Below are 24,028 nucleotides of genomic sequence, written 5' to 3' on the forward strand. Positions count from 1 at the left end.
CACGCTTTAGGAGGCAATATGACCCTGCACATAGGTGAATGCAGCATTGATAAAGTGATCGAGCAGACCAGCTCACTCCCCTTCGCTGCGCTGTTTCCGGCACACCGCGAGACGATGAGCGACACGCTGGCACAGCAGCCGGCAGAGCTATCCATCCATAGCTGGGTGGTGCGCACCGCTCGCGACACCATCGTGATTGATACCGCAACGGGCAATGGCCGTAACCGCGATAACAAGCCGTTGTTTCATCAGCTGCAAACCGCGTGGCCGCAACGTCTGGCCGAAGCGGGCGTTGACCCTGATGAAGTGACGCTGGTGCTGATGACGCATATCCACAACGATCACGTCGGCTGGAATACCTGCTGGCGCGCTGGCCGCTGGCAACCGATGTTTCATCATGCGCGTTACATCTGTTCAGCGCGTGAACTGGCACAGTGCCGTAGCACGCCGTCGATGCAGGCGCTGTATCACGACAGCCTTGCGCCGCTGCTGGCGAGCGGACAGCTGGAAACCATTGATGTGCAGCACTCCCCGTTGTTTGCCGGTGTGCTGCGCTATATGCCGACGCCAGGCCACAGCGTCGATCACGCTTCAATTGTGCTGCAAAGCGCCGGTGCCCATGCGGTATTTAGCGGTGATGTGATGCATCATCCAGTTCAGTTTGCACATCCGCAATGGAACTCAGTTTTTTGTGAGGATTTACCACGCGCCGTAAAGTCACGTCAGTTACTGATAGACTGGTGCATCCGCCATCAGGCACTCTGGTGCAGCTCACATTTTGCCGGCAGTTCGTGCGGCCGGGTTTCGCCAGAGCGGCAATGGATTCCTGTGGAGGCCTGAACCATGCAATACGCTGATTACCTCACCGCGTCGCTGGGGGATATGCAACAGGCGCTGGCCCAGCGCCGGGTGAGCGCACGCCAGCTCACCATGTCTGCGCTGCAGCGCATTGCTGACGTGGATCAGCCGCGCTACAACGCCATCAGCTGGCTGTTTGCCGATGACGCGCTGGCTGCGGCCGCTGCCAGCGATGCCGCACGGCAGCAGAATGCGCCAGTTGGCCCACTGGCCGGTATTCCGCTGCTGATTAAAGACAACATTGAAGTCAAAGGCTGGCCGACCAGTGCCGGTTCGGCGCTGCTGCGCGATGTGATTGCCAGCGAGGATGCACCGCTGGTTACGGCTCTGCGTCAGGCTGGCGCAATCCTCATCGGCAAAACCACCATGCATGAACTGGCAGCAGGCATCACCGGCGCGTCGTCGCTGAGTGGCTTCACCCATAATGCCTGGCAGCAAGGCCGTTCTCCGGGAGGTTCAAGCAGCGGTTCAGCCGTGGCGGTGGCCGCAGGCTTCGTGCCGCTGGCGATAGGCAGTGATACCGCCGGTTCGGTGCGCATTCCGGCCGCGTTTAATGGCCTGTTCGGCTTACGTATGACGCGCGGTGCACTGAGCAGCGCTGGCATCGTGCCGCTGTCGCCTACCCAGGATATCCCCGGACCGCTGGTGCGCTACGCGGCTGATTTGCGGCTGATCAGTGAAATACTCACGGGCCAGCATTTTTCCCGTCCCGACCGGCCGTTGCGCATCGGCATCTGGCAGGAAGGATTTGCCGCAGAGGAAACGGAGATCAACCAGGCGGTGCAGGCCGCTGTCGCACCGTTTCAGCCGCGCATGCTGAGCTGGCCGCAGCTGGAGACGCTGGCGACCGAAGCCAATATTATTGCCTATGAATTTGCCGACGCGCTGGCCGCCTGGCTGGCGGATAAACCGCAGGCACCGCTGCGCACGCTGGCGGCGATTGCCGCCTCAGGGCGCTATCATCCCCAGCTGGAGGCCACCTTCAAAACCCGCGCGCAGCATCCCGGCATCCAGAGTAACGGCTATCGCGAGGTGCAGCTGCGCCAGCAGAGGCTGTATCAGCAGCTGGCGCAGTTTTTTCAGCAGCAGCAGATCGACCTGCTCGCTTATCCGGTAGTCCGCCATCCACCAGTGAAGCATGGCGAGTTACAGCCTGGCAGCAACGCGCTGATCTCAGCCGTCACCGGCGCACCGGCAATCAGCATTCCGGTCGGCCTGAGTACGAAGGGGTTACCCATCGGCCTGGAGCTTCTGGCGCTGCGCGACCGGGAAGATGTGCTGTTAATGGCGGCAGAACAGATTGAACAGGCGCACCCGCCGTTCAACCATGCAGCGCCAGCCCTTTGATGGCTTTATCCACCGCCTTTTTCGGGCCGCGCAGCGCGATGCCCACCAGGTTGAGATTATCGGCATCCTCGGCCAGAAACACCGCACGGTTGGCGGCATCGTGGCCGGTGGAAAACATCGCTTCGACGTAAGGAATCAGTGTTAATTCACGCTCTACGCCCTGGCGATGCGCCCGTTGCAGGCCGGCTAAATCGGCGGCAAACACCAGCATCGGCTGGCCGGCCATGTTGCCGTACTGACGACCGAGCGCGTCGACGTAGGGTTCACCCATCATCTCCGGCGCGGCCGCCGCAATGCCGGTCGCCAGAAAAGCCACCACATTCAGGTGCTGCCAGGTGGCTAAATCATCACGTACGATTAGGGCAATTTTGGTATCAAACATCTGTCAGAACTCTCCGGTGAGGATTAAAAATCCTATCATCGGATAGCCGGCAGAGAGCGGTATAGAACGTTTGTGCACTGGCGCTGATAGGCGGCGGGTGTCAGACGATAAGCGCGCTGGAACCAGCGGCCAAGGTGGCTTTGGTCGGCAAAGCCCACCTGCGCTGCGACCTGCACTGGCTCAACGCCCTGTGCCAGCAGCGCACGCGCGCTACGCAGCCGCAGCCGTACCAGATAAGCGTGCGGCGACTGGCCAAACGTCTGCTTAAACTGGCGCGTCAGGCGGAAACGATCGATGCCGGACAAGCGCGACAGATCGTCCAGCCCGATATCCTGCGCCATAAAATCGTGCAGATAATCACGCAGCAGATGCATCTGCCGCTGGGCGTCACTGAGCTGCACGCCGGGTTTATTTTCCAGATGCCGGGACAGCAGCGTGAGCAGATGATCCAGGCTCTGATCGCGCGCCAGCCGCCCTTCCCGCTGATGCACCGCAAACCATGCCTGCTGAATCGCAGAGGCCAGCTGCGCATCATCGGTGAGCGTGGAGCGAAATGCCCCCTGAATATTCGCCACATCGCCCAGCCCGCGGCGCTGCATCATCTCCGCCACCCAGGGTTGCGGCAGATAAAGCATCACATAGGTGAAACCGGCGGCATCAGGCGCGTGACCATCGTGTACCGCGCCCGGCTCAATCAGAATAGCGCGGCCCGGCGTGCTGGTGTGTAGCGCGCGGTGACAGTTAAAGCGCTGCAGCCCCTGCTGCGTCACGCCGACCAGCAATTCGTCGTGGTCATGCGGATCGTAAGCGTGGCCGCAGAAGTGCGCGTTAACACTTTCGATGCCCGTCTCCTCATCGCGACGGAAATCTACCCAATCGTTAGTAGCTGACATAGCGAATTCGTGACCTCTGACGGCGTATCAGGCATAGCCTAGCAGCCGGAACCACAGATAATCCAGCGGTAACAGCAGCAGCGCGCTCAGCACAAACACCAGCAGGCACAGCTGCAAACCGGCTCTGGCAGGCACATTCCCCAGCCCCATTGCCACCACGATGGGCGACGCCTGATATGGCAGCAGCGGGGTGGCGTAGGCAAAAACCTGCAACATCACCACGCTCAGTAGCGGAAAGCCTGAAGCGGCAGCCAGCTCCTGCGCCATCGGCGTAACCATCGCCGGCACGCCGTTGGCGGTGAGCACAAAATTCAGCAGCGTCACCAGCGCATTGAGCACGGCAAAATTACTGAATGACGGCGAGTCATGCAGCGGCAGCAGGTGAAGCAGTGCATTGGCGATGAGCCGCCCCAGGCCAGAGTCCACCACCACCGTGGCGACGCCGAGAATGCCGGCGATATAGATGCAGGTGCGGAAATTGACGCCGCTGGCAAAATCGTCGCCCGAAAGAAAGCCCACACGCGGTAACAAACACAGACACGCCGCGGCCAGCCCGACCCACGCAGCGGATAAGCCGTGCAGGCTGTCGGTCATCCACAGCAGTAACGTGACGGCCAGTAGGGCAATCAGCCGCCATTCGCGCCCGCTGAGCGCCGGCAATGCTTCCCGCGTTGCCACCGGCTGCGGCTGAGCGCGGAACAGCATCGTAATGCAGGCAACCAGCAGAATACCTTTGCCCAGCCCCACCACCGGCATGTGCAGCAGCCACCACGGCAGCCATTGCAAATGCAGCTGGTACGCGCTTTCCGCCGCGCCGCTCAGCACCAGGTTTGGTACGTTGGCGGGCAGAATACTGGCAGAGAGTTGAAAGGTGCCGAAGCCCACCGCCAGCGCCAGCCCAATGCTGCCGCGACTGCCCGGCCGGATACCGGCCCGCTCGCCCAGCGCCAGCACCACCGGCATCAGCAGCGCGATACGTCCCATGTTCGACGGCATCACCAGCGCCAGCAGATAACTCAGCAGCACCGTGCCCGCCACCATCCGCGGCCAGCTCTGGCTGAACGGCACCACCAGCCAGTTGGCCCAGCGTTGGGCAAGGCCCACTTTGCGGATCGCCGCGCCCAGCACAAAACCGCTCAGCACCAGCCAGAAGGCTGAGGAGGCAAAACCGCTGAACACGCTGCTGGCTGGCGCTATCGACAGCAGCATCGCCGCCGCAAAAAACAGCAGCGCGGTAAGATATTCCGGCAACCGCGCCAGCGCCCACAGCAAAATTGTGATGCTGACCACCAGCGTGGTCAGCCAGAATGAGGTATCAATCATCGTGCCTGAACTCCCTTTCTTCGCAACTGCGCACAAAGCGCATCAGCATAGGGCAATCCCTGTCGCAGAACGCTGCGGCAGTTAACAGTTTGTTAACTCGCCAGCTGCGTCAGCCACTTAATCAGCGCCTCGCTGCCGGGCTGACTGCGGGAACGCTGTGGCCAGGCGAGGAAATAGGGTTTGCTCAGCGGCAGGCTGAGCGGATCCACCACCTGTAGCGCGCCGCGCGCCAGTTCGCCGGCAATCAGGCGACGCTGCCCCAGCAGCACACCGGCCCCTGCTACCGCCGCGTCGATCGCCAGTGAAGTGAGATTAAAACTGAATGCTGGCTGGGCCGCCGGCTCCATACTGCCTTTGGCCTGAAACCAGCTGCGCCAGTCGGGCAGAAAGCGTCCCTCATTGCCCCAGTCCAGATGGATCAACGGCGCCTGGCTGAGCAACGATTCGCCCGGGTAACGCTGTATCAGCGCCGGACTGGCGACCGGCAGCACCTCGTCACAGAACAGCCGTTGCTTGTCGAGTTGCGGGTAGCGATCCTCACCAAAGCAGATGACAAAATCTGCCGGTGTGGCGCTGAAATCCACCGGCGCATGAGTGCCGTGCAGGCTGAGATCGCAGCCCGGACAGTGAGCCCGCCAGGCGGTGATATTCGGCAGCAGCCATTTCGATGCCAGCGCCGGCAATGAATAGAGCGTCAGCTTTGGCATGCTGGCCGCATGGCGCAAATTTTGCTGCCCCAGATGCAGAATGTCGAACGCTTCACTAACGTAGCGCAGATACTCTTTGCCGGTTTCCGTCAGCATCACGCCGCTCTGGGTACGCACAAACAGTGCGCTGCCCAGCTGCGCTTCCAGCTGACGAATTTGCTGGCTGACGGCAGCCGGCGTCAGCGCCAGCTGTGCGGCGGCTTTCGCCAGGCTACCAAGTTCCGCCGCCACTTTGAACGACTGAATCACGCTGATTTTCGGCAAACGCGACACGGGTGCAGGCATTAAGGTTTCCTTAGCAAGGCGTTAAATATTTATCGTTAGGCATCAACATATCAGGCCGTTACAGTCTCTACTCCTGCCAACTCAGAGAACCACCGCGATGTCTGCTTTGATTCGATTTGATTTGCACCCACTGGCCGACGCCGACTGGCGTCGGCACTGTCGCCAGCAGCTGGAGCAACACGGCGCGCTGGTGCTGCGTCAGTTTTTGCAACCGGCGGCGCTGCAGGCGATCGTGGCTGACGGGCTGGCCCAGCGCCATCTGGCTTACCACACCGTCAGCAAGCACAACGTCTATCTGCTGAAGCCGGACGAGGCGTACCGTGCCGATCATCCGCGCAATCGTGACGTAATCAGCACCAAAGGCTGCATTACCGACGATGTGATTGCAGCGGAATCGCCGCTGCGTCAGCTGTACAATGACGAACTGTTTAAACGCTTTCTGTGTGATGTGCTGGACGAAGACGCACTGTATCCGTATGCCGACCCGCTGTCGTCCATCAATCTGCATTACGCGCCTGACGGCCAGGAACTCGGCTGGCATTTTGACAACTCCTCTTTCGCCATCACGCTGCTGGTGCAAAAACCGCGCGGCGGCGGTGTATTTGAGTATGTGAAAGATTTGCGCGATGCCGATGCCGGCGAGATGAATTACGACGGCGTCGCCGCCGTGCTCGATCAGCGCCAGCCGGTCGAGGCGCTGGAGATTGATGCCGGTGACCTGGTGCTGTTTCGCGGGCGTAATTCGCTGCACCGCGTGACGCCCACCGAAGGCGATGTCACGCGTATGCTGGCGGTGCTGGCCTACAACACTCAGCCCGGTATCGCGCTGTCCGAAACCGCGCGCATGACCTTTTACGGCCGGTTGTAAGCCACCAGCGCGCGCCAGCCGCGCAGGAAAATCTGCCGGGTACGAAACGCAGTTAAGGCGCGCCAGTCTTCATCGGCGGGCCAGAACCCCTCCACCAGCTGCTGCTTCAGCGCGCGTCCGGCGTGGCTTGCCGGATCGCCCTGCAGATGCAGCCAGTGATCGTCGCGCACCCGGCGGTGCATCTCCTCACCCGGATAAGTGCCGCACTCCACCACCAATGGCAGCAGCTGCGTGTCAGGCAGCGACGTCAGCAGAAACTGCGAGACATAGCCCGTTGCCGTGGCAGTCACCCCGGTGTCGCTGTCGCGCCCGGCGCCGGTAAACAGCAGCGTCAGCCACTCATCGTATAACGACTTGCCCCAGTCATGCGCCGGATAGCGCTGTTCAGCAATCGCCAGCAGCATCGGATGGCCCCACGCGCCGGCACCGGTGTGCAGGTCGAAACTCAGGATGACCTGCGCCTGACGCAGATGCTGTTCGACGATGGAGTGCAGCGTGCGGTGCGACCAGGCCGGCTGCTGCCCGCCATAAAACAGGCCATCTGCTGCCTGATATTGTCCCGCTTCCACTACCCGTTTTAGCGCCGGCCAGCCTGACTGCTGCAGTGTCTCCGCCAGCAGCCGATCGGCATGTGCGCGGTCGCCGTGGTACAGATCGTGCCATAGCGCATAGTGCGGATTAGCGGGTGCGGGCTGGCTGAAATCGATGAAATTCCGGTTGAGATCGATATTGTCTTCATTGACGCGCCGCAGATGCGCAGCGCCCCATGGATTCAGCAGATGGACCAGCACAAGGGCGCAGTCGGGCGGTAACGCGGCGACATCGAAGCTATCAAGCCAGGCGATCTGGCTGTCTGAACCGTAATAGCCCTCCACACCATGTGTGCCGGAGAGAATCAGCATGCGTTTGGGAGCCGCCGGATCGCCGATCACCGCAACGTCGGTGTACAGCGCGGCCCCGTCGGGCGCGGTCAGCGGATGGCGATAGGCAGTCAGCGCGCCGTGCTGGCGCGTGACGGCGGCCAGGAATCGCGCCCGCTGCTGGGTATAATCAGGGAGTAAAGACATGATTTTTCTGTGCGTAATGAAGGCAAATCGCCCTGCGATTAGGGATAAACCTTAACTTTAAAGTACTTCTGCGCCAGCCGGTCGTAAGTGCCGTTGCTGTGCAGCGCAGCCAGCGCATTGTTGATTAAAGTAAGATTGGCCGTATCGCCTTTACGCAGCCCGATACCTACGCCGTTCCCCAATAATGCTTTATCCACCAGCGTGGCTTTATTGACATAACCCTTGCCTTCCGGCGTGTTGAGAAAGCCCTGCTCGGCCGAAACCGCATTCGCCAGGCTGGCATCGAGTCGACCCGCTACCAGATCCGGATAGATCTCCATCTGATTCGGATACGAGACCACGTTGACGCCCTGCGGTGCCCACTTCGTTTTGGCGTAGGTTTCCTGGATGGTGCCCTGCGCGACGCCGATATTCTTCCCGCGCAGCGTGCTGATATCCGCCGTCAGCGTGCTGTTGGCAGGCGTCAGCAGCGCGCTGGGCGTGATGTATAGCATATCGCTGAACGCCACCTGCTCGCGGCGCTTCTCCGTCATCGACATCGCCGACAGAATGGCGTCAAATTTCTTCGCCTGCAGCGCCGGAATGCTGCCGTCAAAGCCAATCTGCACCCACTGACATTTCACTTTGGCCTGCGCACAAATGGCATTGCCCAGATCAATATCAAAACCCTGCAGCGAGCCATCGCTGGCTTTGGATTCGAACGGTGGAAAAGTGGGATCGACGCCAAAACGCAGCGTCTGCTGCGCCGCAGCCAGTTGGCTGAGGGCGCTGAGTGACAACAGTAAGGCAAAAGACCAACGCTTTTTCATGATGCTCTCCGGCAGGCTATCTCACAGGTTTTAACCTTGTAATAACACGATGCCGCTGACGCCACCATCGAAAGCGCGCAAAAATGCAGAGCAAATTCTTATATATGTTAATGGGTTAGCGAAATTTGTCGCGCCATTAAGTTTTACTTAACGCTCTGTCATGATTTTGTCATCAGGGGCTCATGCCGCTGTCAGCCTCGGTTTTCTATGCTAACCCGCGTTATACTGCCCGCCATCAGCAAGCGGCCGCCACTGCCGGGAGATCGCATGAAAATATTGGTGATAGAAGATGAAGCCGGGGCGCGTGATTACATGCGCAAAGGATTGACCGAGGCCGGTTTTATCGTCGACGTGGCGGAAAACGGTCAGGATGGCCTGTTTTATGCGCAGGAGCACCATTACGATCTGATTCTGCTGGATGTGATGATGCCCGGCATCAATGGCTGGGAGGTGATGGCGCAGCTGGATAAGCAATTACAAACGCCGGTGATTTTCCTGACTGCCAAAGGCACGGTGGAAGATCGCATCAAAGGGCTGGAACTGGGTGCCGATGACTATCTGGTCAAACCCTTCTCCTTCGCCGAACTGCTGGCGCGCGTGCGCACCCAATTGCGGCGCGGTAGCCAGCAAAAGCTGCCCGACATCCTGACGCTGGCCGATCTGCAGCTGGATATTGCCCGTCGCCGGGTCGAGCGCGCCGGACAGCGCATCGACCTGACCAACAAAGAGTTCAATCTGCTGCATCTGTTTCTGCTGCATCCCGGCGAGGTACTGACACGCACGGTGATTGCGTCGCGCGTCTGGGATATGAATTTTGACAGCGACACCAACGTAGTGGATGTGGCGGTAAAACGGCTGCGGCAGAAAATTGACGGCCCTTTTACCCGACCACTAATTCATACCGTGCACGGTGTCGGTTATCGCTGCGAAGCTGAAACATGAAACCCCGCTCGCTCGCCGTCCGCCTTTCGCTACTGCTCAGTGCTACGGTGGTGGTCATTTTTACACTCAGCGGCATGGCGCTGTATCACGCACTGGCAAAGCAGATCGGCGTGCGCGATGACGCAGCCCTGCTGACGCGCATCGATCAAATGCGCACGCTGCTGCGCGATGAAGATGCGCTGACGCTGATTCAGCAAAAGCCGCGGCTGTTCGCCAACATGCTGGGCAATACCGAATCGTTGCTGGTGCTGCGCTTTCCCGGCCAGCCGCCGCTGATCGTGATCAATCCCGGCGGGCGTCCGGTGCCAGCCATTACGCCGGTCGCCGCCGATCAGCCGTTAACCCTGCAATCGGTCCACCATCAGCAGGCGGCGGACGGCACGCCGTTTATTGCCGCCGCCGCGTTAACGCCAACGCGCGATGGCAGTGGCCAGATCGAAATCATCACCGGTCGCCTGATGAGCGACCGCACGCAAACCCTCACCGGCTATCGCCACCAGATTATCCTGTGCACCGCGCTGGCGGCGTTGCTGGTCGCCGCGATCAGTGTGCTGCTGGTGCGCCGCGGCCTGACGCCGCTGCGCCGGCTGGCAGCGGAAGCCGGGGTGATCGACGTGCGGCGGCTGTCGCATCGCATTGAACTGACCAGCGCGCCAGGCGAGCTGCAACCGCTGCTGGCGGCGCTCAATCAGATGCTGAGCCGGCTGGAGCAGGGTTATCAGCAACTTAGCCAGGTCTCAGCGGACATGGCACATGATCTGCGCACGCCGATTGGCACGCTGCTTGGTCAGACGGAAGTGGCACTGAACCAGCCGCGCAGCGTCAGCGAGTATCAAACGCTGCTGGGTTCCAATTATGCGGAGCTGGAGCGGCTGGCGAAGATGATTGATAACATGCTGTTTCTCGCCAAAGCCGCAGACGCCAGCCAGGCGCTGGACAGGCAACGCATCGATCTGACACCGCTGGGTGAGCGGTTGAGTGACTATTTTGAGGGTATGGCAGAAGAGCATGGCATGCAGCTTGTCATCTCGCTTCACGGCGAGTTGCACGCCGATCCACAGTTGTTACAGCGCGCGCTGGCGAATCTGATCGCTAACGCGCTGCATTACGGCACGCGCGACGGCACCATTCACGTCTCCAGCATTCCGCAGCCAGACGCCGTGCTTTTGGTGGTGGAGAATCAGGGACCGACGCTAAGTCAGGCGCAGCAGGCACGCCTGTTTGACCGCTTCTGGCGCGCCGATGCGTCACGCCAGCAGGGCGGCAGCGGACTGGGTCTGTCAATCGTGCGCGGGATCATGCAACTGCATCAGGGCAGTTGCACGGTGAGCAGCGAACACGGCATTACCCGCTTCTGCCTGCGGTTCCCACGTTAAGCGCAGGTGCGCAGACACGCACCTGGTTAAGCTCTTTAGATAAAGGTGAAAATTTCGTCCTGCGGCAGTCGCGATTTCGGCAGCGTGGCGTTGAAATCTTCCTCACTGCGATAGCCAAGCGAAACCAGCACCACGCTGGTAAAGCCCTGTTCACGCAGGCCCAGCGCCTGGTCAAGTGCGCGCGCATCAAAGCCTTCCATCGGGGTGGCATCAATGCCGAGCATCGCGGCGCCCAGTAACAGTCCGCCCAGCGCCAGATAGACCTGTTTCTCCATCCACTGCGGCACGTCGCGCAGCTCATAACGGTGCATATCCACGTAGCTGCGGCGGCTCTTATCCTGCCCGGCTTTGGCTTCGGGTTTGGCAAAACGCCCGTCTTTCTCTTCCTGCGCCAGCACGTTTTGCAGGTGCGCTTCATCCAGATCGGTGCGCATGCACAGCGCAATCACGTGTGAGGCGTTCAGCACTTTAGGATTGTTGTAAATGAACGCGCCACTGGTGGATTGCGCCATCTTTTCCCGCCCTTCCGCAGTCGACGCGACAACAAAGTGCCACGGCTGCGAGTTAACCGATGACGGGCTGTTGCGCAGCAGGTTAAGCAGCGTGTCGATCTCCTGCTGCGGCAGCGTTTTGCCCGCAGAGAAAGCTTTTACGGTGTGACGGCGGGCAACCGCATCATTAAGGGTCATGAGAGTCTCCTGATTGAAGATTGCGCCGGAGCGCAGATAAATAGCAAAGTCGCTACCATAACCGCCCGGGCTGACGGACGGTTAACCTTACGTGTTTTAATGACTTAAAAGCCGCTGAGGACAATCTTGCCGCGTGCGCGACCGCTCTCAATCAACGCATGCGCTTTACGCAGGTTGGCCGCGCTGATGCTGCCGTGATGCTCGCCAGCGGTGGTCTGCAGGGTTTGATCGTCAATCAGCTGACTCACCTGCTGCAGAATCTGATGCTGGCGCTGCATATCGGCGGTATGGAACAGCGAGCGGGTAAACATCAGTTCCCAGTGCAGCGAGATGGCTTTGCGCTTCAGCGGCACCGCATCCAGGGTTTCCGGATCGTCAATCAGCGCCAGTTTGCCCTGCGGAGCCAGCACATCGATCAACTGCGGATAGTAGCTGTCGGTATGGGTCAGTGAGGCCACGTAGCGCACCTCTTTATGGCCAATCGCTGCCAGCTGCTCACCCAGCGGACGCTGATGATCGATAACATGATGGGCACCCAGCGAGCGCACCCAGTCGGCAGTTTCCGGGCGAGAGGCGGTACCAATGACCGTCAGTCGGGTCAGTTTGCGCGCCAGCTGCGTCAGCATCGAACCCACGCCGCCGCCCGCGCCGATGATCAGCAATGTGCCTTCGTCGGCAGCATCAATTTCCAGGCGATCAAACAGCAGTTCCCACGCGGTAAGAGACGTCAGCGGCAGCGCGGCGGCATCGGCGTCGCTCAGCGTGCGCGGCTTGAGTCCGGCGATGCGTTCATCCACCAGTCCGTACTCGGCATAGCTGCCAGCGCGTGTGATGTCGCCAGCGTAGTAAACTTCATCGCCGGGCTGAAACAGCGTGACATCGCTGCCCACCGCCTCGACCACGCCCACCGCATCCCAGCCGAGAATGCGCGGCGTGTCTGTCGGGGCGCCAGCACGCACTTTGGTATCAACCGGGTTGACCGCAATCGCGCTGATTTTTACCAGCAGATCGCGTGCGCCTGGGTGCGGTTTTGCCACGTCCAGTTCATACAACGCATTTTCATCTGAAATCGGTAAACCGTTTTGGCTATAAACAATCGCTTTCATGCAACAGGCTCCAGGTGAGTGAATATTTTCAGGGTGTTGACAGCAGCATAGCCAGACATCGCGCCGGGAAAAATGCCTGTTGCAGGACAACACTTTCACTCGTAGAGTGAAAATCCCGATAATGGCGAGAACGTCGATGATTCGTTTAGAAGATGTCACCCTGTTTGTGCGCTCTGCCGCGCTGGGCAGCTTTTCCCGCGCAGCGCGCGAAGCCAACCTGCTGCCCGGTCAGGTCAGCGCCGCCATTCAGCGGCTGGAGCGCGATCTCGATCGCCGCCTGTTTGCGCGATCGACGCGCAGCCTGCGCTTAACGGCGGAAGGCGAAAAGTATCTGCCGTTCGCGCAGGAGATGCTGGCGCTAATGCACGCCGGTGCGGAAAGCCTGCAAAGCCACGACGATGCCCTGAGCGGCGAGCTGAAAATCGCTCTGCCATCTGACATCGGCCGCCATATTATTCTGCCGCTGCTGACAGACTTTTGCCGGGCGCATCCGGCGCTCGGGCTGCGTCTCTCGTTTTCCGATCAGGTGAGTGACGTGTTCCGCGATCCGGTGGATATCGCCATTCGCTACGGTAAGCTGGAGGACAGCAGCTATGTCGCGCTACCGCTGGCGGAAGAGAACCGCCGCGTAATGGTCGCCGCACCCGATTATCTCGATCGACATGGCCGTCCGGAAACACTGGAGGATCTGGCACAGCATCACTGTCTGCCGTTTGTCATGGGCGGCCACGTGTATGATAAATGGACCTTTCCGCAGGAAGGGATGCGGCGGCAAATCACGGTGAAAAGCCGGCTGCTGTGTGACGACGCTGAAGTGGCGCGCCGCTGGGCGATTGCCGGGATGGGGATTGCTTATAAATCCTGGCTTGATGTCTGCGACGATATCAGACACGGCCGGCTGGAACGGGTGCTGCCGCAGCTGCCAGGCGAAAGCACGCCGCTGCATTTAATCTGCCCGCATCGCAAACAATTCTCGCCGGCGATTCGCGCTTTACATCAATTACTGCGTGAACATTTACGCACTCTGACGGCGCAAATCTTACCGGCGATTTAATCTCACCGCTGCGCCTCGACGCCATTAGCCATACAATCCGGGCCAGCCATCAGGCGAATGCCTCTGCGATTTATCTTTAAAATTAAGGACGCGCGGCCGCAAGCAAATGAAATGCTGTGCCTTCTGAACCCGCGCATGAAAACGCAGCCGTCCGGCACCTCTGATAACCGTGGCACAGCATAGTAATCTTATTCTTAACAGGTAATATTTAATGTTACTTCACTGTATTCACGTTAATTATTCAGGACTGATGATGTCTCAACCCAAAGCGATGTCCGTTAATGCCCTCACCCACATTATCCTGTTCTTCCTGGTCATCAACGCGATTGATGTCGTGTATGCGTTGATGCACTGATGGCTTATTGCGCTGCGCTTTACCGCTGTTTTTTGCGAGCCAGACTCGAAAGATGAGATAAATTCCCCGTCACGGATTTTTTAATCCGCGAGCCTTGATAGACTGCAGACGATAAAATAGACTACAGACTATCAAGGATGGCATCGTGTGGCAGGTTGAAGCAACAGATCGGTTTTGGAAATGGTTGCAGGCTCAGGATGAAGCGTTGCGTCTCGACGTGCTTGCCGCCCTGAAGCTTCTGGCGCAGGACGGTCCGCATCTTGGCCGCCCTTTCGTTGATACCCTGATGTTATCGCGGGTGCCCAATATGAAAGTGCTTCGCGTGCAAAGTAAAGGTCGTCCCATCCGCAGCTTTTTTGTTTTCGATCCGCGCCGCCATGCGATTGTGCTGTGTGCCGGCAACAAACAGGGTAAAAATCAGAAGCGTTTCTATCAGCAGATGCTTCACATTGCCGAAACCGAATACCATCATCATCTGAACGCAATCGGGGAAACTCATAATGAAAACCTTGGATGAGATGCTGGCGGCGCTGACGCCCGAACAGCAGCATCAGGCCGATGAACGCGTCAGCCAGATGCGTCTGGAATACCAGCTTTATCAATTACGTGAGCAGATGCAGCGGACTCAGCGTCAGCAAGCGCAGGCCATGCACATTGCCCAGTCATCTGTGGCGGCGATGGAAGCGCGTGGTGCAGAGTTAAAAATTTCCACGCTGAAGCGCTACATTGAGGCGCTGGGTGGAGAGCTGACGCTGGGTGTAAAGATGCCGGGTGGCCAGCATGTCGACTTAATTATCTGACCGTTCAGGCAGAGCGCATTACGCCCTGCCCCAGTCTGAGGTCAACGGTGCCGACATCTGGCCCACACCACAGTCAATCAGGAGTTGTTTGGCGTGGCAGCGCTTTCGCTGAACTGCGGTTTTTGCCGCGTAACGGAATAGACCACGTTTTTCGGGCCATTGGTGTCTGTGGTGACATCGACCGCAGGAATGGTCACTTTGCCAAAACCAAACAGTGTTTGCACGTAGCCGCCGATCTGGTGTTTACCGGCCGGGACGCGGAGCTCTTTACTCTCGCCCTTTTGCAGCAGTCCGGCTTCCTGCCCATCCACCGTCACGTACACGGATGAGCCATCGTCGGTGCGCGTCACCAGATGGGAGACATTGATGACGGTCGGTCCGCTGGCAAACGGCGAAGCGCTGTCGTTGTTTTCGACCGGAGCGGAAGCGGTAGCCGGGGCTTCTGCGGCGGCAGCATCAGCGCTGCTGTCGCTGGCAGCATGACGCGCGCAGCCGGTGAGCAGGAGTGTGGCCGTTAACGTGGCCAGTGTGAAACGCGAAAACATCGTGACGAAAAACCTTCTGCTAAATGAGAAGTATTTATTTTAGCGTTACCCGCGCAGTGATAACAGTCACAGAAATCCAGTATTTTCCGAAAACCGGGGATGCGGGTCTCCGTTTGTCCCCCGGCCGCACGCAATGTCAACGCGCGCCGTTCTCCCGGCCTGGGAAAACGGCGCAAGCGGACGGATTACAGTGAATAGCGCGCCAGCGGCGCCACGGTGGTGATTAGCCCGTTGGCTTTCATATATTCACCAAATGCCTGATAACGCGCCTGATTAAATTCCGCACTGTGCGTTGCAAAATAAGGCAGCGTCGCCTGCCAGGCCTGATGATTGAGCGGCGTATCCAGTTCAGGGTAACGCTTAATGAACGCCTGCCACGCCTGTTGCGGGTGAGCGCGCAGCCAGGCGATGCCCGCATCCAGCCCACGCAGAAATGCCGGGATGCGAGGATCGTTTGCCGCTGTGTTGCTGTTGGCCAGAATGATCAACTCATCGTAGGCCGGCACGCCGTAATCTTCCGGTTTAAACGACACCGGCTTTGCGCCTTTGTCCTGCAAATCCAGCAGCTCGTAGTTACGGAAGATGGTCAGCGCGCCGTCAATTTTATGCGTCAGCAGCGCGGAGACGGCGTCCATATTCAGATTTACCAGTTTCACGCTGTTAACGTCGACGCCCTGCGATTTCAGCATGTTGCGGATAGCCACATCTTCCGCGCCGGGAATCGCATAGCCAATCGATTTACCGGCGAAGTCTTTAATACTGTGGATATCGCCCGATACGGCTGTCAGGGTGTTCAGCGGCTGGTTAATCAGGGTACCAACCCGGATCACCGGCACTTGCTTGTCCACCAGCGTATAGAGTTGAGGCTGATAGCTAATCGCCAGATCCGCTTTGCCTGCCGCCAGTAACAGCGGCACTGATGCGGAATCCGCCGGTGCGATCATCTCGACATCCAGCCCCTGCTGTTTAAACGCCCCGCTGTACTGAGCGGCAAAGATCGCCGCGTGGTTTGGGTTAATGAACCAGTCGAGCAGCAGCCGCACCTTTTCGGCTGCCTGCGCGTTGATGGTGGCCAGCAGCAGTAACGAAGCGATGGCACGAAGAAGTCTGTTCACTCAAGTTCCTTAGTATGATTGCCAGAGAAATTTTTTACGCACCAGCGCCACGGCCGCTGAGAGCAGCAGCGCCAGGCTCATTAACAGCAGCAGTGCGGCAAAACTGGTGGCCGTTTCCAGCCGCGCGTTGGATTGCATCATCAGGTAGCCCAACCCTTCGCTGGCACCGACCCACTCGCCGATCACCACCCCAATGGGTGCCAGCACCACCGCCATTTGCAGGCCGGCGAAAAACTGCGGCAGCGCAGCCGGCCAGCGCACGCGCCAGAAAATTCGCCAGCGCGAGGGATACAGCGTTTGCGCCAGCTCCAGCCAGCCGGCAGGCGTACGGCATAAACCGTCGAACAGCGACAGGCACAGCGGGAAAAACAAAATCAGCGCCGCCACCACGACTTTTGACGCGATGCCAAAACCCAGCCACAGCACCAGCAGCGGGGCCAGCGCAAATACCGGGATGGTCTGGCTGGCCGTCACCAGCGGAAACAGCACCCGACGCAGTAGCGGGCTGGAAGCCATCAGCACCGCCAGCACCACGCCACCGCCGACGCCCAGCAGCAGCGCCAGCACAATTTCCGCCAGCGTGAACATTGCGTGATGCGCGAGCAGCTGCCGCTTTTGCCACAGAGCCTCCAGCACCGCCTGCGGTGCCGGCAGCAGAAATGCCGGTACGCCGTTGTGGCGCGCCAGCAGCCACACGCCCAGCACCACCGCGATCAGGTAGATACCACTACTCAGCTTTTTCATAGGAATTCAGTCGGGAAAAGAGTTCGGCCTGCGCCTGCAGCAGTCCGGCATCATTGAGCGCGCGCGGCACCGTACCTGCCGGCACAGGCCAGTGCGTCACCTGCAGCGGCTGGCCGTGCAACAGCAGAATGTCATCGGCCATACGGCAGGCTTCCAGCGGATCGTGGGTCACCAGCAGCACCGTTTTGCCACGCAGCAGCGTCGCGGTCAGCGTTTGCAACTGGTGTTTGGTCATGACATCCAGCGTGGCGAATGGCTCATCCATCAGCACCAGCTCGCGCTGCGCATACAGCGTGCGCGCCAGCGCCACCCGCTGCCGCATGCCACCCGAGAGCTGTGAGGGCGCGGCTTGCGCCTCGTCTTCCAGTCCCACCTGTGCCAGCAAATGGTGCGCCCGCACGCGGTCCGGCTTCGCACCGCTGAGACGCGCCGTCAGCATCACATTCTCCAGCACCGTCAGCCACGGATAGAGCAGATCCTGCTGCCCCATCCATGCCACGTGCTGCGCAATACCGCTCAGGCTGCCCTGCTGCGGCTGCACTAAGCCGGCCACCAGACGCAGCAGCGTACTTTTACCAATGCCGCTGCAGCCCAGCAGCACCGTAGTTTTACCGCCACGCAGTTGCAGATTGAGCCGATCGCACAGCTGTTTTTCGCCCCAGGCAAAGCTCACCTGGTCAAAGCGGATGTCCTGCGTCATGGCCGCCGCGCCGCCAGAATCGCCAGCTGATTAAAGCCGCGCTGCGCCAGCGCGCTGGCCGCCTGCGCTGCCCGGATGCCGCTGGCGCAGACCAGTACGATGCGGCGATCCGCCGGTGGCTGCCAGGCGTCCAGTTCGTGCGGCAGCACGCGCTCAACCCGATCGGCCACGCTGGCGGGCGCCTCTTCACAGCTGCGCAGTTCCACAATGCAATCTTCGGGCTGTAACAGGTGAGCATCGATAAACGGCACGCCGGGCTTGGCCGGTTCCTGTGCCGCATCAAAGCGGAATGAACGAAAATGCCAGTTAACGAAGTCACAGTTAACCATGCAGCCGAGCGGTGAGGGTTGCAGGCCGAGCAGTACGCTGAGCGCCATCTGCGCCTGCATCGCCCCCAGCGCCGCCACGGCCGGGCCCATCACGCCAGCGGTGTTACAGTTAGCCGCGGAAGCAGGCAGCTGCGGAAACAGCGCACGATAGCTCGGCGCGCCGCCGCAAAAACCGCCAGCATAGCCCTGACGACCCAGCACCGAGGCGCTGATCAGCGGTATGCCTGCCTGGAAACAGGCATCAGACAGTTGGTAAGTCACCGCGAAGTTATCGGCGGCATCAATCACCAGATCGCACCCCGTCAGCGCCTGCGCGATATTGCTGGCGCTCAGCGCCTCGGGCACCGCTTCGATTTGCACCTCAGGATTGCGCTGCTGCAAAGCCTGCTGCGCCGCCACAGCTTTGCTGCGACCCACATCCTGCAGGGTGAACAGCGTCTGGCGATGCAGGTTATGCAGCGCGACCTGATCATCATCGTACAGACACAGCTGACCGACGCCCGCGCCCGTCAGCTGAGGCAGCAGCGTGGCGGCCAGCCCACCGGCACCGGCTACCAGCACGCGGGCGCGAGCCAGTTTCTGCTGCCCGACGACGCCAATTTCCGGCAGCATCATCTGGCGTTGGTAGCGTTCCATTGCGCGCTCCTTAGTTCAGGTTAGCGAGGCCGAAGATCGGCGTTGAGGCCACGGCCATATCACGCTTCTCCATCAGCCCGGCATCGCGCGCGCCCTGCCCGGCGGCGATCGCCTGGCTGAACGCGCGCGCCATCGCCACCGGATCGCCCGCTTTCGCCACGGCGGTATTGAGCAGGATGGCATCGAAGCCCATCTCCATAGCCTGCGCTGCCTGTGACGGTGCGCCGATGCCGGCATCAATGATCAGTGGAATATCGCTGAACCAGGCTCGCATCGCCCGCAGCCCGTCAATATTTCGCAGTCCCTGGCCGGAGCCGATGGGCGCGCCCCACGGCATCAGCAGTTCACAGCCGGCGGCCAGCAGTTTTTCACCGACAATCAGATCCTCCGTGGTGTAGGGAAACACCTGGAAGCCGTCGGCGCACAGAATGCGTGCCGCTTCGACCAGCGCGAACGGATCGGGCTGCAGCGTGTCGGCATGACCAATCACTTCCAGCTTGATCCACGGCGTGTTAAACAACTCGCGCGCCATGTGCGCGGTGGTGACGGCCTCTTTGACCGTGTGGCAGCCAGCGGTATTGGGCAGCACGCGCACATTCAGGCCCGTCAGCAGCTCGCGAAAAGCCGCGCCCGCCGTGCCTTCGCGGCGCAGGCTGACAGTGATAATTTCACTGCCGGATGCGGCGATCGCCTGCTGCAAAATCGCCGGTGAAGGGTAGCCTGCGGTGCCGAGCAGCAAGCGTGACTGCGGTGTAAAATCGTAAAACATCGCTCAGCCTCCCTGCATCGGTGACAGGACTTCCAGCTGCCAGCCTTCCTGCAACTGCAGGCTGGCATACTGACTTTTCGGCACAAAATCGCCATTGCAGGCGGTGGCAACACAGACCGCATCGATTTGCTGTTCGATCAGCAATTCGCTGAGGCTGGTGGCCTCAGTGCTGATGGTGCGGCCGTTAAGCTGAATATTCATGGCTAACCTCCCCGGACAGGCGCTGCATCAGCTGTTCTGCCATCATTGGTGCCAGCAGAAAACCGTGACGATACATGCCGTTAAGATAAAAAATACCGTTGTGATAGTGGATTTCCGGCAGATTAGCCGGCCATGCCGGACGCAGACCGCTGCCGCTTTCGATGACGCGCGCTTCCGCCAGCGCCGGGTGCAGGGTGTAGGCCGCGCTGAGCAGTTCCATTATGGCGCGCGCGCTGATAGCGCTGGCATCGTCGCTTTCGATCATGGTGGCGCCGAGCATGAAGTGGCCGTCGCGACGCGGCACCAGATAACAGGGAAAACGCGGATGGAGCAGACGAATCGGCCGGGAAAATGACACCTCATGACTCTGCAGGATCAGCATTTCCCCGCGCACCGCGCGCAGGCCGGAGAGTTGCGCTCTGGCATGGATACCGCGACAGTCAATGATCCGGCCCGAGGGCTGGCGCGCATCAAAGCGGACGCCACGCTGCAGCAGTTTGTCACGCAGCTCAGACAGCGCGCGGCGCGGATCGAGATGTGCCTCGCGCGGGAAAAACAGTCCGCGCGCAAACCGGTTTTCCAGCGCCGGTTCAAGCGACGCAGGATCAACCCATTGATGCGCCGTCGTCATGCGCGCGAAGCGGTTTAACTCCGGGTTATCACGCGGCGGTGCCAGCACTAACGTGCCCTGCTGCACCACGCTACTGACGCGCGTTTGCCACCATGCCGCAGCATGCTGGCCGAGGGTAATTACGTCGGCTGGCGCGCTTTCAGCTTCACACCACGGCGCCAGCATGCCACCAGCAAACCACGAGGCAGGCTGACGCGCTTCATCGTCAATGACCTCGACGGTTTCTCCGCGCTCAGCCAGCAGCGTGGCAACACAAAGCCCGGACACGCCGCTACCGAGCACGCTCCAGCGGCTCATGAACAACGTTCCGGTAAATAATCTGGGAAATTCACATCGGCCTCTCAGTGATAACTGAGACCCGCAGATACAGGTGAAGGGAATCGACGCCAGCGATCGGGCTCGCCTTTGCGCCAGACGGCTTTGCACATGAGCCGTCAGTCTTCCTACGCCAGTATCAACTGGGTCAGGTTCAAAGGGTCGCTAAGCCGCGCAGTGCGCTATTAGCCTCTCAGTCTCTCTGGCGAGACTCCCCCGACGCGTCTATTTGTATTGCAGGCGCTGGCTGGCGTCAAGCAGCACGTTAACCGCGCTGCCCGCGTTGTGGATCAAAATTGCAACATATGGTATACCAGACGGATAGCGGGCAGATGATAAAAAAGACTTTTTTATTATTCACTTATAAATTTTTCAGCTAATCATGGAAGCATTATGAATAAGTTTCGTGTGGCTTTTATTAAAGCAGGATGGCATCAGGCGATCGTGAACAACGCGCTGGTGGGATTTGAGCAGGAACTGGCAGAACAAGGCGTCGAGAATACATTAAAAAGCTATGACGTACCCGGCGCGTTTGAAATGCCGCTGCTGGCCAAACGCCTGGCCGAAACCGGCAAATTTGATGCGATTGTCTGCGCCGCGCTGGTGGTCGACGGTGGCATCTATCGCCATGACTTTGTCGCTCAGGCCGTCGTCGATGGCCTGATGAATGTGCAGCTCGCCACCAATGTTCCGGTGTTTTCGGTATCACTCACTCCGCACAATTTTCAGCCGGTCGACGCGATTGAAGCGTTTTATACCGAACATTTTATTAAAAAAGGCAAAGAAGCCGCACGCGCCGCTCTGATGATTCATCAGCTACAGATCGATTAATATTTTTTAAGCGGTAGCGGTAATAATTGATGGCCGGATTAAATAAAGAAATTTCTGGCCGATGAATATTTCAACGCGGGGCTATTGACGGCGGGTTATGAAGTGAAATGATTTCGCCAGCATTCCCGCTGGCGAAATCCTGAGTACCGGTAAAATTAACGGCTGACTTCGTGACCAATCAGGCCGCCGATAGCCGCGCCGCCGAGGGTACCGAAGGTGCTGCCACCGGTCAGAACAGCGCCGCCCACCGCACCCACACCGGCGCCAATGGCGGTGTTGCGGCCACGATGAGACATGCCACAAGCCGTTACAGAAAAGGCTAGAACCAATACCACTGCGATATTAAAGCTGCGTTTTAAAACCATCAAAATCCTCATTACCATTAATTCTAATGGAATGTAATAGTGTTAACTTTGTTTATTGTTTAGCCGCCAAATACCTGGCGTAGCGTGCTTATCCTGGAGGCAAATTTAAGGGGCTTTGCATTTTTGTGGAAGGTAAAAATTCCTATTTTATGCCGGACCTGTCAGGTGCTGGTTATTATTCGTACCTTAAGCCAAATAAAAAGGCATGGCGTGAAGGTTCACGCCATGCCTCGCTGACTTACCGCGTAATGAATTAACGCTGCGGATGATTAACTTCTACTGGTCGTAAATCAAACACCAGCACTTCAGCGTTGTTACCGTTAGCGAACTGCAGCGCCGTCTCATTGCGTACGCGCGCGCCATCGCCGGCTTTAAAGCTCACGCCATTCACTTCAATGCTGCCGCGCGCCACATGAATGTAAGCATAGCGATCGTTAGCCAGTTCCAGCGTCTGCTGCTCGGCACCGTCAAACAGTCCCGCGTAAATACGCATATCCTGACGTACGCGCAGCGAGCCGTTGTCGCCTTGTGGCGAAACAATCAGGCGCAGCTGACCGCGTTTGTCGGCCTCTGCCACTGACACCTGCTGGTAACCTGGCTCGGTACCGCGTTCTGCCGGCACAATCCAGATCTGCAGGAAGTGCACATTATCCTGTTTCGAGTGGTTAAACTCGCTGTGCGTCACGCCGCTGCCGGCGCTCATCAGCTGCACGTCACCAGGCACGATAACCGAACCGGTACCCATGGAATCTTTATGCTCCAGCGCGCCTTCCAGCACGTAGGAGATAATCTCCATGTTGTTGTGCGGATGCGCACCGAAACCGCGACCCGGTGCTACCTGATCATCGTTAATCACCAGCAGATCGGAGAAACCGGTCTGTTGTGGGTCCCAGTAGCTGGCAAACGAAAAGGTATGGCGTGAATGCAGCCAGCCGTGATCGCCTAAGCCACGTTGTTCGGACAGTCGTTGTTCAATCATGGTCTGCTCCTTAAATTTTTTTAGCTGGAGGGCGAAGGCCCTTCCCGTTGCTGACCAGTATACGTAAACTGATTTGCCCAACAATGCGCCTGGATGACAATGACTGTCACAGATAAGTGGACAATATGCAGATTGAAGATCTCCGGATTTACGTCGCCGTAATCAAAGCGGGCAACTTTACCGCTGCGGCTGAACAGCTGATGCTCTCCAAGCAGTACGTCAGCCGGCGCATCGCCGCGCTGGAAGAGTCGCTCGGTACGCGTTTGCTGAATCGCAACACGCGCAAACTGTCCGTTACCGACAACGGCCAGCTGTTTGCCCAGCATGCGCAGCGCATTCTGGATGATGTGCAGGAAGCCGAACTGGCGGTGTCCGGTCGTCGTCAGGTGCTGCGCGGCAGTTTCCGTCTCAGCGTGCCGATGTCGTTCGGCATCAGCCATCTTTCCCCTTATATCGCCGAGTTCCTGAGTCAGCATCCCGGTATCCAGTTCCAGGTGGAACTGGCCGATCGGCATGTGGATATGGTGGGTGAAGGTTTTGATATGGCGATCCGCATTGGCACGCTGCCGGACTCCAGCCTGATCGCCAAACGGCTGGGGGAATTCCGCCGCGTGATCTGCGCCAGCCCGGCCTACCTGCAGGGCGCCGGCGCACCGCGTGAGCCGGAGGATCTGCTGCAGCATCTCTGTCTGCGCTATGGACGTGAAAGCCAGACCGGCTGGGAGCTGTTTCAGGGCGACACGCGCAAAGTACTGGCGGTCCAGGGACCGATGGTCAGCAACAACGGAGAAATGCTGCGTGATGCGGCCGTCGCCGGGCTGGGGCTGATCCTGCTGCCGGAGTTTATCGTGGCTCCGGCGCTGGCGCGTGGTGAGCTTGTGACGGTACTGGATGACTGGCATCCGGCCTCGCTGCACCTGAATGCGCTTTATCCGCAGCATCGCCAGCGCAGCGAGATCAATCGGGTATTCATGACGTTCCTGCAGGCAAAGCTGGCAGGCAAATGA

General features: G+C 59.3%; 27 protein-coding genes, 1 pseudogene and 1 riboswitch. Of the genes and pseudogenes, 10 read left to right on the top strand and 18 right to left on the bottom strand.

Annotated features, from left to right (window positions below; translation table 11 throughout):
* Positions 1–18 precede the first annotated feature (18 nt).
* Both AC6I8P_RS22110 and AC6I8P_RS22115 read left to right on the top strand, forming a co-directional pair.
* Positions 19–840, top strand: a complete 822-nt coding sequence (locus AC6I8P_RS22110) for an MBL fold metallo-hydrolase (protein ID WP_498031236.1) — start codon at positions 19–21, stop codon at positions 838–840.
* Between the two features lie 3 nt (positions 841–843).
* Positions 844–2,205, top strand: a complete 1,362-nt coding sequence (locus AC6I8P_RS22115) for an amidase (protein WP_459747718.1) — start codon at positions 844–846, stop codon at positions 2,203–2,205.
* Here the strand turns inward: AC6I8P_RS22115 and AC6I8P_RS22120 are convergent.
* The 4 genes from AC6I8P_RS22120 to AC6I8P_RS22135 form a co-directional block, all read right to left on the bottom strand.
* Positions 2,180–2,587 carry a DUF2000 family protein gene (locus AC6I8P_RS22120; protein WP_498031237.1) on the bottom strand — a complete coding sequence of 136 codons (408 nt, stop codon included), beginning with the start codon at positions 2,585–2,587 and terminating at the stop codon, positions 2,180–2,182. The two genes, AC6I8P_RS22115 and AC6I8P_RS22120, sit on opposite strands and share 26 nt — an antisense overlap.
* 35 nt (positions 2,588–2,622) lie before the next feature.
* Entirely contained in the window at positions 2,623–3,480 is an 858-nt protein-coding gene (locus tag AC6I8P_RS22125) for an AraC family transcriptional regulator (RefSeq protein ID WP_058781077.1), read from the bottom strand.
* A 27-nt stretch (positions 3,481–3,507) separates the two neighbouring features.
* Positions 3,508–4,803 (bottom strand): SLC13 family permease, encoded by a 1,296-nt coding sequence (locus AC6I8P_RS22130; RefSeq protein WP_459747722.1) that lies wholly within the window; start codon positions 4,801–4,803, stop codon positions 3,508–3,510.
* Positions 4,804–4,895: 92 nt separating this feature from the next.
* On the bottom strand, positions 4,896–5,795 hold the full coding sequence (locus AC6I8P_RS22135; RefSeq protein ID WP_498031238.1) for a LysR substrate-binding domain-containing protein: 900 nt from the start codon (positions 5,793–5,795) through the stop codon (positions 4,896–4,898).
* A gap of 97 nt (positions 5,796–5,892) precedes the next feature.
* Here AC6I8P_RS22135 and AC6I8P_RS22140 point away from each other — a divergent pair, with 97 nt between their 5' ends.
* On the top strand, positions 5,893–6,663 hold the full coding sequence (locus AC6I8P_RS22140; RefSeq protein ID WP_088517383.1) for a HalD/BesD family halogenase: 771 nt from the start codon (positions 5,893–5,895) through the stop codon (positions 6,661–6,663).
* On the opposite strand, the gene AC6I8P_RS22145 is transcribed toward AC6I8P_RS22140, so the two are convergent.
* Complete coding sequence (locus AC6I8P_RS22145; protein WP_125310237.1) at positions 6,648–7,730, bottom strand: DUF2817 domain-containing protein; 1,083 nt, start codon at positions 7,728–7,730, stop codon at positions 6,648–6,650. The genes AC6I8P_RS22140 and AC6I8P_RS22145 overlap by 16 nt on opposite strands.
* Before the next feature lie 38 nt (positions 7,731–7,768).
* On the bottom strand, positions 7,769–8,539 hold the full coding sequence (locus AC6I8P_RS22150; protein ID WP_021508935.1) for a transporter substrate-binding domain-containing protein: 771 nt from the start codon (positions 8,537–8,539) through the stop codon (positions 7,769–7,771).
* Between the two features lie 267 nt (positions 8,540–8,806).
* Between AC6I8P_RS22150 and AC6I8P_RS22155 the strand changes: the two genes are divergently transcribed.
* The gene (locus AC6I8P_RS22155; protein ID WP_021508934.1) at positions 8,807–9,481 is read left to right on the top strand and encodes a heavy metal response regulator transcription factor; all 675 of its coding nucleotides are present in this window, start codon (positions 8,807–8,809) and stop codon (positions 9,479–9,481) included.
* The gene (locus AC6I8P_RS22160; protein WP_288444960.1) at positions 9,478–10,857 is read left to right on the top strand and encodes a heavy metal sensor histidine kinase; all 1,380 of its coding nucleotides are present in this window, start codon (positions 9,478–9,480) and stop codon (positions 10,855–10,857) included. Before AC6I8P_RS22155 ends, AC6I8P_RS22160 begins: the two co-directional genes overlap by 4 nt.
* A 35-nt stretch (positions 10,858–10,892) precedes the next feature.
* Here the strand turns inward: AC6I8P_RS22160 and nfsB are convergent, their stop codons facing one another.
* Together nfsB and AC6I8P_RS22170 are read right to left on the bottom strand one after the other, a co-directional pair.
* On the bottom strand, positions 10,893–11,546 hold the full coding sequence (gene nfsB, locus AC6I8P_RS22165) for an oxygen-insensitive NAD(P)H nitroreductase (protein WP_058770319.1): 654 nt from the start codon (positions 11,544–11,546) through the stop codon (positions 10,893–10,895).
* Positions 11,547–11,650: 104 nt separating this feature from the next.
* Entirely contained in the window at positions 11,651–12,652 is a 1,002-nt protein-coding gene (locus tag AC6I8P_RS22170) for a zinc-binding alcohol dehydrogenase family protein (protein WP_459747729.1), read from the bottom strand.
* A gap of 136 nt (positions 12,653–12,788) precedes the next feature.
* On the opposite strand from AC6I8P_RS22170, the gene AC6I8P_RS22175 reads away from it, so the two are divergent.
* The 3 genes from AC6I8P_RS22175 (at position 12,789) to AC6I8P_RS22185 (ending at position 14,861) form a co-directional block, all read left to right on the top strand.
* Positions 12,789–13,706, top strand: a complete 918-nt coding sequence (locus tag AC6I8P_RS22175) for a LysR family transcriptional regulator (protein WP_498031239.1) — start codon at positions 12,789–12,791, stop codon at positions 13,704–13,706.
* Between the two features lie 500 nt (positions 13,707–14,206).
* Positions 14,207–14,578 (top strand): type II toxin-antitoxin system RelE/ParE family toxin, encoded by a 372-nt coding sequence (locus tag AC6I8P_RS22180; RefSeq protein ID WP_459747731.1) that lies wholly within the window; start codon positions 14,207–14,209, stop codon positions 14,576–14,578.
* On the top strand, positions 14,562–14,861 hold the full coding sequence (locus AC6I8P_RS22185) for a helix-turn-helix domain-containing protein (protein WP_421039576.1): 300 nt from the start codon (positions 14,562–14,564) through the stop codon (positions 14,859–14,861). The genes AC6I8P_RS22180 and AC6I8P_RS22185 overlap by 17 nt, the downstream gene beginning before the upstream one ends.
* 77 nt (positions 14,862–14,938) lie before the next feature.
* On the opposite strand, the gene AC6I8P_RS22190 is transcribed toward AC6I8P_RS22185, so the two are convergent.
* From AC6I8P_RS22190 to AC6I8P_RS22225, 8 genes and pseudogenes are all read right to left on the bottom strand, one after another.
* Positions 14,939–15,406, bottom strand: coding sequence for a hypothetical protein (locus tag AC6I8P_RS22190; RefSeq protein WP_058759022.1), 468 nt, complete (start codon positions 15,404–15,406; stop codon positions 14,939–14,941).
* Positions 15,407–15,591: 185 nt separating this feature from the next.
* A complete protein-coding gene (locus tag AC6I8P_RS22195; RefSeq protein ID WP_059009262.1) occupies positions 15,592–16,521 on the bottom strand; it encodes an ABC transporter substrate-binding protein in 930 nt (309 codons plus the stop codon).
* A 9-nt stretch (positions 16,522–16,530) separates the two neighbouring features.
* Positions 16,531–17,265 carry an ABC transporter permease gene (locus tag AC6I8P_RS22200; protein ID WP_058776076.1) on the bottom strand — a complete coding sequence of 245 codons (735 nt, stop codon included), beginning with the start codon at positions 17,263–17,265 and terminating at the stop codon, positions 16,531–16,533.
* Positions 17,249–17,884: pseudogene (locus AC6I8P_RS22205) on the bottom strand (ABC transporter ATP-binding protein); the annotation flags it as partial. The pseudogene AC6I8P_RS22205 and the gene AC6I8P_RS22200, both read right to left, overlap by 17 nt.
* Before the next feature lie 77 nt (positions 17,885–17,961).
* Positions 17,962–18,930: a HesA/MoeB/ThiF family protein gene (locus tag AC6I8P_RS22210; protein ID WP_481658259.1), complete on the bottom strand. Its 969-nt coding sequence runs from the start codon at positions 18,928–18,930 to the stop codon at positions 17,962–17,964.
* 10 nt (positions 18,931–18,940) lie between these two features.
* Positions 18,941–19,699, bottom strand: a complete 759-nt coding sequence (locus AC6I8P_RS22215) for a thiazole synthase (protein WP_010615680.1) — start codon at positions 19,697–19,699, stop codon at positions 18,941–18,943.
* A gap of 3 nt (positions 19,700–19,702) precedes the next feature.
* Entirely contained in the window at positions 19,703–19,900 is a 198-nt protein-coding gene (gene thiS / locus AC6I8P_RS22220; protein WP_150360083.1) for a sulfur carrier protein ThiS, read from the bottom strand.
* Positions 19,884–20,828 (bottom strand): FAD-dependent oxidoreductase, encoded by a 945-nt coding sequence (locus AC6I8P_RS22225; protein WP_264444161.1) that lies wholly within the window; start codon positions 20,826–20,828, stop codon positions 19,884–19,886. The genes thiS and AC6I8P_RS22225 overlap by 17 nt, the downstream gene beginning before the upstream one ends.
* Positions 20,829–20,954: 126 nt before the next feature.
* Positions 20,955–21,074, bottom strand: a riboswitch (TPP riboswitch).
* A gap of 165 nt (positions 21,075–21,239) precedes the next feature.
* On the opposite strand from AC6I8P_RS22225, the gene AC6I8P_RS22230 reads away from it, so the two are divergent.
* The gene (locus AC6I8P_RS22230; RefSeq protein WP_088517394.1) at positions 21,240–21,677 is read left to right on the top strand and encodes a 6,7-dimethyl-8-ribityllumazine synthase; all 438 of its coding nucleotides are present in this window, start codon (positions 21,240–21,242) and stop codon (positions 21,675–21,677) included.
* Between the two features lie 155 nt (positions 21,678–21,832).
* Here AC6I8P_RS22230 and AC6I8P_RS22235 read toward each other — a convergent pair whose 3' ends face one another.
* Both AC6I8P_RS22235 and AC6I8P_RS22240 read right to left on the bottom strand, forming a co-directional pair.
* Positions 21,833–22,042: a YMGG-like glycine zipper-containing protein gene (locus AC6I8P_RS22235; protein ID WP_031279978.1), complete on the bottom strand. Its 210-nt coding sequence runs from the start codon at positions 22,040–22,042 to the stop codon at positions 21,833–21,835.
* Between the two features lie 253 nt (positions 22,043–22,295).
* Complete coding sequence (locus tag AC6I8P_RS22240) at positions 22,296–23,021, bottom strand: pirin family protein (protein WP_021508917.1); 726 nt, start codon at positions 23,019–23,021, stop codon at positions 22,296–22,298.
* A gap of 125 nt (positions 23,022–23,146) precedes the next feature.
* Between AC6I8P_RS22240 and AC6I8P_RS22245 the strand changes: the two genes are divergently transcribed.
* On the top strand, positions 23,147–24,028 hold the full coding sequence (locus AC6I8P_RS22245; protein WP_104093412.1) for a LysR family transcriptional regulator: 882 nt from the start codon (positions 23,147–23,149) through the stop codon (positions 24,026–24,028).

The sequence above is a fragment of the gamma proteobacterium symbiont of Lampromicra miyakona genome (assembly GCF_059730895.1).

Excerpts from the sequence above, each read along its gene's own strand:
- AC6I8P_RS22175 (WP_498031239.1), top strand. The coding sequence starts at position 12,789 with ATGATTCGTTTAGAAGATGTCACCCTGTTTGTGCGCTCTGCCGCGCTG.
- AC6I8P_RS22190 (WP_058759022.1), bottom strand. The coding sequence starts at position 15,406 with ATGTTTTCGCGTTTCACACTGGCCACGTTAACGGCCACACTCCTGCTC.
- AC6I8P_RS22125 (WP_058781077.1), bottom strand. The coding sequence starts at position 3,480 with ATGTCAGCTACTAACGATTGGGTAGATTTCCGTCGCGATGAGGAGACG.
- AC6I8P_RS22230 (WP_088517394.1), top strand. The coding sequence starts at position 21,240 with ATGAATAAGTTTCGTGTGGCTTTTATTAAAGCAGGATGGCATCAGGCG.
- AC6I8P_RS22185 (WP_421039576.1), top strand. The coding sequence starts at position 14,562 with ATGAAAACCTTGGATGAGATGCTGGCGGCGCTGACGCCCGAACAGCAG.
- AC6I8P_RS22225 (WP_264444161.1), bottom strand. The coding sequence starts at position 20,828 with ATGAGCCGCTGGAGCGTGCTCGGTAGCGGCGTGTCCGGGCTTTGTGTT.
- nfsB (WP_058770319.1), bottom strand. The coding sequence starts at position 11,546 with ATGACCCTTAATGATGCGGTTGCCCGCCGTCACACCGTAAAAGCTTTC.
- thiS (WP_150360083.1), bottom strand. The coding sequence starts at position 19,900 with ATGAATATTCAGCTTAACGGCCGCACCATCAGCACTGAGGCCACCAGC.
- AC6I8P_RS22240 (WP_021508917.1), bottom strand. The coding sequence starts at position 23,021 with ATGATTGAACAACGACTGTCCGAACAACGTGGCTTAGGCGATCACGGC.
- AC6I8P_RS22215 (WP_010615680.1), bottom strand. The coding sequence starts at position 19,699 with ATGTTTTACGATTTTACACCGCAGTCACGCTTGCTGCTCGGCACCGCA.
- AC6I8P_RS22120 (WP_498031237.1), bottom strand. The coding sequence starts at position 2,587 with ATGTTTGATACCAAAATTGCCCTAATCGTACGTGATGATTTAGCCACC.
- AC6I8P_RS22235 (WP_031279978.1), bottom strand. The coding sequence starts at position 22,042 with ATGGTTTTAAAACGCAGCTTTAATATCGCAGTGGTATTGGTTCTAGCC.
- AC6I8P_RS22160 (WP_288444960.1), top strand. The coding sequence starts at position 9,478 with ATGAAACCCCGCTCGCTCGCCGTCCGCCTTTCGCTACTGCTCAGTGCT.
- AC6I8P_RS22140 (WP_088517383.1), top strand. The coding sequence starts at position 5,893 with ATGTCTGCTTTGATTCGATTTGATTTGCACCCACTGGCCGACGCCGAC.
- AC6I8P_RS22150 (WP_021508935.1), bottom strand. The coding sequence starts at position 8,539 with ATGAAAAAGCGTTGGTCTTTTGCCTTACTGTTGTCACTCAGCGCCCTC.
- AC6I8P_RS22135 (WP_498031238.1), bottom strand. The coding sequence starts at position 5,795 with ATGCCTGCACCCGTGTCGCGTTTGCCGAAAATCAGCGTGATTCAGTCG.
- AC6I8P_RS22145 (WP_125310237.1), bottom strand. The coding sequence starts at position 7,730 with ATGTCTTTACTCCCTGATTATACCCAGCAGCGGGCGCGATTCCTGGCC.
- AC6I8P_RS22110 (WP_498031236.1), top strand. The coding sequence starts at position 19 with ATGACCCTGCACATAGGTGAATGCAGCATTGATAAAGTGATCGAGCAG.
- AC6I8P_RS22200 (WP_058776076.1), bottom strand. The coding sequence starts at position 17,265 with ATGAAAAAGCTGAGTAGTGGTATCTACCTGATCGCGGTGGTGCTGGGC.
- AC6I8P_RS22115 (WP_459747718.1), top strand. The coding sequence starts at position 844 with ATGCAATACGCTGATTACCTCACCGCGTCGCTGGGGGATATGCAACAG.
- AC6I8P_RS22155 (WP_021508934.1), top strand. The coding sequence starts at position 8,807 with ATGAAAATATTGGTGATAGAAGATGAAGCCGGGGCGCGTGATTACATG.
- AC6I8P_RS22130 (WP_459747722.1), bottom strand. The coding sequence starts at position 4,803 with ATGATTGATACCTCATTCTGGCTGACCACGCTGGTGGTCAGCATCACA.
- AC6I8P_RS22210 (WP_481658259.1), bottom strand. The coding sequence starts at position 18,930 with ATGGAACGCTACCAACGCCAGATGATGCTGCCGGAAATTGGCGTCGTC.
- AC6I8P_RS22170 (WP_459747729.1), bottom strand. The coding sequence starts at position 12,652 with ATGAAAGCGATTGTTTATAGCCAAAACGGTTTACCGATTTCAGATGAA.
- AC6I8P_RS22245 (WP_104093412.1), top strand. The coding sequence starts at position 23,147 with ATGCAGATTGAAGATCTCCGGATTTACGTCGCCGTAATCAAAGCGGGC.